Here is a 6,468-nt window from a genome sequence, read left to right as displayed (position 1 = left end):
CTTCCCTCGGGTCAGCCGAGGGAAGGGGACCTTCACGCGGCTCAGCCGAGGGAAGGGGACCTTCACGCGGCTCAGCCGAGGGAAGGGGACCTTCACGCGGCTCAGCCGAGGGAAGGGGACCTTCACGCGGCCATGCCTTTAAAAACTCAGCCGAGGGAAGGGGGCCTTCACGCGGGTCAAGGGGTGCGGGGTCCGGCGAGCGGGACGGCGTGGCGGTCACCGGAACGCACCATGGCCAGCAGGGGTTTCGCGGCCACGGCGAGCAGCCGGGCCGCGAAGGTGCGGCCGTTGCGGCGGGCGATGTCGGGGCCGAAGGCGTCCATCAGGGCGACGAGCCCGGGCAGCGGCCGCACGAACAACGTCGCTTCGGCGATGAGACCTTCTTCGTTCAGCTTCAGCACCGTCGCCTCTTCCATCTCCTCACCGCCGATCCGCGCGGTGTAGACGACGACGCGCGTCTTCTCGTCACCGGTGTCGGTGTGGAACCGGACGTCACGCAGATGCGAGTACGCGACTTCCAGCAGCGGCCCGAGTTCCGCGTGCCCGGTGAACCGGACCCGGCTGGTCAGCGGCGAGTGCACGACGACGTCCGGCGCGAACGCGCTCAGCGCCAGCGTGACATCGCGTTTCTCGACAGCCCGGCGGTATCGCTCGGTGGTTTCCGGACTCATCCGTCCTCCTCGATCAGGTTCCCCAGTCCGCGCCACAACAGATCCGTCGTGAGCGCGACGACTTGTTCCTTCGGGATGTCGCGGTTGCTCCACCACCAGGTGGCGATGGCGTTCAGTGCGCTCTTCGCGGCTTCGGCGAGTGCTTCGTTCGCGCGTTCGCGCGGCAGGTCCGCGGTCAGCGCCAGGCCGGGGACCTGCGCGAACACCTCGGTGAGCTGCCCGGTCGCCCTGGCCTGCCCGCGCCGGTGCACCTCGGCGACGGCCGGATCCGACGGCGTCTCGGCGAAGATCATCCGCCAGCCGCGTTCGTTCGTCTCCATCCAGGCGAAGATCGCCGCGACCCGGCCACGCAGCAACTCCTCGGCGGTCTCGGACGGCGGCAGCCGTTCCCAGCCTGCCAGCAGACTGTCCACTTCGGACTCCAGCAGTCCGGCGTACAGCCGCGCCTTGGACGGGAAATGGTCGTAGAGCACCGGCGTGCTGATCCCGGCCGCTGTCGCGACGTCGCGCATCCCCGCCCCGTCATATCCGGACGCGGCGAACAACGCCGCCGCCGCGGACAGGATCCGCTCCCGGCGTTCGTCTCGGCTCAACCTCTTACCTGACATCGGTCAGGTACGTTACCACTGAACCTGACGGTTGTCAGGTAGCGCTCCGGGTAGCCTGGTCGATCGTGCGCACTGTCGTAGTCATCGGGGGCGGGATCGTCGGACTCGCCACGGCCTGGGAGCTGACCAAACGAGGCCTGGACGTCACGGTGCTCGAAAAGGAGGACCACTGGGCGGCCCACCAGACCGGGCACAACTCGAACGTCGTGCACGCGGGGCTCTACTACAAGCCGGGATCGTTCAAGGCGAGGATGTCCACCGCGGGCAATCGGTCCATTGTGGACTTCGCCCGGCAGTACGGGGTGCCGGTGGAGGTCTGCGGCAAACTCGTCGTCGCCACCTCCGAAGCCGAACTTCCCGCGCTGAAGGTGCTCGCCGAACGGGCCGAAGCCAACGGCGTCCCGGCGAAGCTGATCACCCCCAGCGAAGCCCGCGAGTACGAACCCGAGGTCTCGTGCGTGGCGGCACTGCGCGTGGAGTCCACCGGCATCATCGACTTCCCGGCCGTCTGCGCCGCGCTGGTGCGCCTGCTCGACGAGTCCGACGCCGACCTCCGGCTGGGCACCCCCGCGCTCGGTATCCGCGCGGGCCGTGACGGCGGCGTCGAGGTGGCGACCGGCGACGACGTCGTCCAGGCCGACGCGCTCGTCAACTGCGCGGGCCTGCACGCGGACCGCGTCGCGCGGCTGGCCGGGCTCACCCCGAGCGCGCGGATCGTGCCGTTCCGCGGCGAGTACTACGAGCTGAAGCCCGAAAGCCGCCATCTGGTGCGCGGCCTGATCTACCCGGTCCCGGACGCGTCGCTGCCGTTCCTCGGCGTACACCTGACCCGGATGCTCGACGGCAGCGTGCACGCCGGCCCCAACGCGGTGCTCGCGCTGCGCCGCGAGGGCTACACCTGGCGCGACGTCTCCGCGAAGGACCTCGCCGAAGTCGCCCGGTTCCCCGGCGTCTGGCGGCTCGCGCGCAAATACGCCTACCCGACCGGGCTCGACGAGGTCCGCCGCTCGTTCTCCCGCCGCCGCTTCGCCGCAAGCCTCGCCCGGCTCGTGCCCGCCGTCACCGAAGACGACATCGTGCGGCACGGCTCCGGGGTCCGGGCGCAGGCGCTGCGCCCGGACGGCTCACTCGTCGACGACTTCCTGATCGAGATCGCGCGAAACCAGGTACACGTCCTCAACGCGCCCTCGCCGGCGGCGACCAGCGCGCTGGAGATCGCCAAGCACATCGCCGACGAGGTAGCCGTCTAGGGCACGTTCGCGGTCACCAGTGGCATGACGGCCTTGGGGATGTCACAGGCCTTGGTCTTGTCGCCGAGGTTCCCGGTGTCGAGCTTGATCGACGAAGTCTCCGTGACCGGGAGGAGCGCGACGCAGATCGGGCTGTCGGGCGACGAGTAGACAATCCACTTCTTGCCCGCGACCTCCTGCTCGGCGGGAGTGCCCTCCAGGCCGGGGACGTCCGCGGTCTTCGTCGCCGTGTAGACCCACAGGTCGAGCGCCTTCATTCCGCTGTCGCCGTCGGTGTCGTCCCACTGGCAGCCGTTCTTGGGATCTCTCGACGAGCCGTTCATCGGCCGCGCGGGCGCCAGGTTGAGCGGGGTCACCTGGTCGGGTTTGAGCAGGGTGCACGGGTCGACGTTCACCAGCGGACCGGACGCTTCGAGCGGTTTCTGTCCCGGGGGCGCGGTGATCTGCGGATCCTGCTGCCCGCCGGGCAGATGCGAGGCCACCGCGGGAAGGGCGGCCTTCGCCAGGTCGCATGCCTTGCTGTCGTCGTCACCCGGCGCGTCGCTCGTGACCTCGACGAACGTCTTCGCGTCCAGTTCGGTGGTCAGGGAGCAGTAGCTCGGCCCGAGGATCGTCCCGTACCGCGTCCAGGTGAACCCGCCGACGCCGAACTTCTCGCCGGGCAGGGCACCGGCGTAGTACTCGGCCGCCGAGAGGTCCTTGCTCTGCGACACCTCCAGCGCGACACCGTCCGGCGCGTCCTCCAGTTCGGAGAACCGGCAGGCCGCGGCGATCTTCTGCGCGGGCTTCGCCGGGCGTCCCCGGCCCGGGTACGTGACCCCCAGCGCGTCGGCCTGCTGCTGGGACACCAGCGAGCACGGGTCGGCCTTCGTGATCACCGGCCCCTGTCCTGGCACCGGCGCCGCCGAACCGCCGACCGCCGACGTGCAGCCGCCGAGCGCCAGCACCGCCAGGCCGCTCACGAGCGAATTCCGAAACCGCATGCGTCCCCTTCTCATCGGCTCGCACATTACTGGTGCACGGCCTACTTCGATGTCGGCGTGAGCACCTCGGTTCCGCCGAGGAAGGGGCGAAGCGCTTCGGGGACGCGGACGGAGCCGTCTTCGAGCTGGTGGTTCTCCAGGATCGCGACAATCCACCTGGTGGTGGCGAGCGTTCCGTTCAGCGTGGCGACGGTCTGCGGACGGCCGTCGGCGTCGCGGTAGCGGATACCGAGGCGGCGAGCCTGGAATGTCGTGCAGTTCGACGTCGAGGTCAGCTCGCGGTAGGTCTCCTGCGACGGCACCCACGCCTCGCAGTCGAACTTCCGGTACGCCGAGGTGCCGAGGTCGCCGGCGGCGGTGTCGATCACCCGGTACGGGACCTCGATCTTGGCGAGCATCTGCTCTTCCCAGTCCAGCAGGCGCGCGTGCTCGGCCTCGGCGTCCTCCGGACGCGTGTAGACGAACATCTCGACCTTGTCGAACTGGTGGACACGGATGATGCCGCGGGTGTCCTTGCCGTAGGAACCGGCCTCGCGGCGGTAGCAGGACGACCAGCCCGCGTAGCGTTTCGGACCCTTGCCCAGGTCCAGGATCTCGTCGGCGTGGTAGCCGGCGAGCGGGACCTCGGAGGTGCCGACGAGATACAGGTCGTCGTCGCGCAGCCGGTAGACCTCCGACGAGTGCGCGCCGAGGAAACCGGTGCCGGCCATGATCTCCGGCCGCACCAGGGTCGGCGTGATCATCGGGGTGAATCCGTTCGCCGTCGCCTGCGCGATGGCCATGTTCAGCAGAGCGAGCTGCAGCTGGGCACCGATGCCGGTGAGGAAGTAGAACCGCGAGCCCGAGACCTTCGCGCCACGCTCCATGTCGAGCGCGCCGAGGCCTTCGCACAGCTCAAGGTGGTCCTTCGGCGTGAAGTCGAACTTCTTCGGGTCGCCGACGTGCTTGAGCACGACGTAATCGTCCTCGCCACCTTCGGGCGCGTCGGGGTGGACGAGGTTCGGCACCACACGGTGCAGCTGGTCGAACTCCTCCGACGCCTCGGTCTGCTCGACCTCGGCGGCCTTCACCTGGGCGGCGAGGTCCTTCCCCTTGGCGAGCAGCGCGGCCCGTTCGTCTCCCTGCGCCTTCGGGACGAGCTTGCCCAGCGACTTCTGCTCGGCACGCAGCGTGTTGGCGGCGGCGATCGAAGACCGGCGGCGGGAGTCGAGGGAGAGCAGCTTGTCGACCACTCCTTCGTCCTCGCCACGGGCGCGCTGCGAAGCGCGCACGACGTCCGGGTCATCGCGCAGAGTCCTGGGGTCAATCACGATTGCTGAGGTTAGTACTAGGTCTGACCGGGCTTCGAGGCAGTTTCCCCGAACAGACTGTGCGGGCCCGCGCGGATAACCCGACAGTCTGATCGTTGTCGCTCGTTTCGGGCTCTCCCCATACTGGGATCTCCCTGCTGCGGACGGAGAAACCCGATGACCGATGCGGACCTGCTGGCGCGGCACAAGGCGGTACTCCCGTCGTGGCTCGCGCTCTACTACGACGAGCCGATCGAGATCGTGCACGCGCAGGACCGCCGGGTCATCGACTCGACCGGGCGCAGCTACCTCGACTTCTTCGCAGGCATCCTGACGAACTCGATGGGCTACGACGTCTCGGCGATCAGCGACGCCGTGCGCAAGCAACTCGACACCGGGATCCTGCACACCTCGACGCTGTACCTGATCCGCTCGCAGGTCGAACTGGCCGAACGGATCGCGAAGCTCTCCGGCATCCCCGACGCGAAGGTGTTCTTCACCAACTCCGGGACCGAAGCCAACGACACCGCACTGATGCTCGCCACGCAATACCGGCGCAGCAACCAGGTGCTGGCGATGCGGAACTCGTACCACGGGCGATCGTTCGCGACGGTCGGCATCACGGGCAACCGCGGCTGGTCGGCGTCGTCGCTCAGCCCGGTGAAGGTGAGCTACGTCCACGGCGGCTACCGGTACCGCAGCCCGTTCCGGGAACTGTCGGACACCGCCTACATCGACGCTTGCGTCGCGGACCTGGTCGACGTACTGCAGACAAGCACGTCGGGTGACGTCGCCTGCATGATCGCCGAGCCGATCCAGGGTGTCGGCGGCTTCAGCTCACCGCCGGACGGCCTGTTCAAGGCGATGAAGGAGGTCCTCGACGAGTACGGGATCCTGTTCATCTCCGACGAGGTCCAGACCGGCTGGGGCCGGACCGGGGAACACTACTGGGGGATACAGGCACACGACGTCGTCCCCGACGCGATGACCTTCGCGAAGGGCCTCGGCAACGGGCTCGCCATCGGCGGTCTCGTGGCCCGCGGCGACCTCGTCGACTGCCTCACCGCCAACTCGATCTCGACCTTCGGCGGCAACCCGGTCGCCATGGCAGGCGCGGCCGCCGTACTCGACCACATCGCCGACCACGACCTGCAGGCCAACGCGCTCGCCCGCGGCAACGCACTGCTCACCGGCCTGCGCGCGACGGGAAACCCGCTGATCGGGGACGTCCGGGGCAAGGGCCTGATGATCGGCGTCGAACTGGTGAAGCCGGGCGGGATGGAGCCCGACACCCACGCCGCGGCGCGGATGATGGAGGAGACCAAGGCACGCGGGCTGCTGATCGGCAAGGGCGGGCTGCACGGCAACGTCCTGCGGATCGCGCCGCCGATGACGCTCACCGCCGATGAGGCGGCGGAGGGGCTGGGGATCGTCGTGGACTCGCTGGCGGCCATCTCCTGACCGGGTGTCGCGCTCCCCTGACGGGTGTCGCGCTTTCCTGACGGGTGTCGCGCTCTCCCGACCGATGTCGCGTGTCGCGCTTTCCTGACCGATGTCATGAGGGGTCCCCATAGGACGAAATTTGTCCTATGGGGAGCCCACAAGAAGGGATACCCCCGGGGGGGGGTAAAAAAAAAAAAAAAGACAAAAAAAAAGGAAAGGGGAGT

Annotated in this window: 6 protein-coding genes; 2 read left to right on the top strand and 4 right to left on the bottom strand. The window is 68.6% G+C overall.

What is annotated here, in order from left to right:
• Positions 1 to 176: 176 nt before the first annotated feature.
• Both AB0M65_RS39755 and AB0M65_RS39750 read right to left on the bottom strand, forming a co-directional pair.
• A complete protein-coding gene (locus AB0M65_RS39755) occupies positions 177 to 671 on the bottom strand; it encodes a nuclear transport factor 2 family protein (protein WP_364040448.1) in 495 nt (164 codons plus the stop codon).
• Positions 668 to 1,264, bottom strand: a complete 597-nt coding sequence (locus AB0M65_RS39750) for a TetR/AcrR family transcriptional regulator (protein WP_364040445.1) — start codon at positions 1,262 to 1,264, stop codon at positions 668 to 670. Before AB0M65_RS39750 ends, AB0M65_RS39755 begins: the two co-directional genes overlap by 4 nt.
• An 80-nt stretch (positions 1,265 to 1,344) precedes the next feature.
• On the opposite strand from AB0M65_RS39750, the gene lhgO reads away from it, so the two are divergent.
• Positions 1,345 to 2,529 carry an L-2-hydroxyglutarate oxidase gene (lhgO, locus tag AB0M65_RS39745; RefSeq protein ID WP_364040442.1) on the top strand — a complete coding sequence of 395 codons (1,185 nt, stop codon included), beginning with the start codon at positions 1,345 to 1,347 and terminating at the stop codon, positions 2,527 to 2,529.
• On the opposite strand, the gene AB0M65_RS39740 is transcribed toward lhgO, so the two are convergent.
• Positions 2,526 to 3,512, bottom strand: coding sequence for a DUF3558 family protein (locus tag AB0M65_RS39740; RefSeq protein ID WP_364040439.1), 987 nt, complete (start codon positions 3,510 to 3,512; stop codon positions 2,526 to 2,528). The genes lhgO and AB0M65_RS39740 overlap by 4 nt on opposite strands.
• 41 nt (positions 3,513 to 3,553) lie before the next feature.
• The gene (gene serS, locus AB0M65_RS39735; protein ID WP_364040436.1) at positions 3,554 to 4,822 is read right to left on the bottom strand and encodes a serine--tRNA ligase; all 1,269 of its coding nucleotides are present in this window, start codon (positions 4,820 to 4,822) and stop codon (positions 3,554 to 3,556) included.
• Positions 4,823 to 4,978: 156 nt separating this feature from the next.
• Between serS and AB0M65_RS39730 the strand changes: the two genes are divergently transcribed.
• Entirely contained in the window at positions 4,979 to 6,262 is a 1,284-nt protein-coding gene (locus AB0M65_RS39730; RefSeq protein WP_364040433.1) for an aspartate aminotransferase family protein, read from the top strand.
• Positions 6,263 to 6,468 lie beyond the last annotated feature (206 nt).

This window comes from Amycolatopsis sp. NPDC051071 (assembly GCF_040682875.1).
Taxonomy (GTDB): Bacteria; Actinomycetota; Actinomycetes; order Mycobacteriales; family Pseudonocardiaceae; genus Amycolatopsis.
Note: the sequence above shows the minus strand (reverse complement) of the source record. Positions and strands in the feature narration are given on the sequence as shown.

What these genes read in the sequence shown, in the direction of transcription:
- AB0M65_RS39755 (WP_364040448.1), bottom strand. Translation starts at nt 671, where the DNA reads ATGAGTCCGGAAACCACCGAGCGATACCGCCGGGCTGTCGAGAAACGC.
- AB0M65_RS39740 (WP_364040439.1), bottom strand. Translation starts at nt 3,512, where the DNA reads ATGCGGTTTCGGAATTCGCTCGTGAGCGGCCTGGCGGTGCTGGCGCTC.
- AB0M65_RS39730 (WP_364040433.1), top strand. Translation starts at nt 4,979, where the DNA reads ATGACCGATGCGGACCTGCTGGCGCGGCACAAGGCGGTACTCCCGTCG.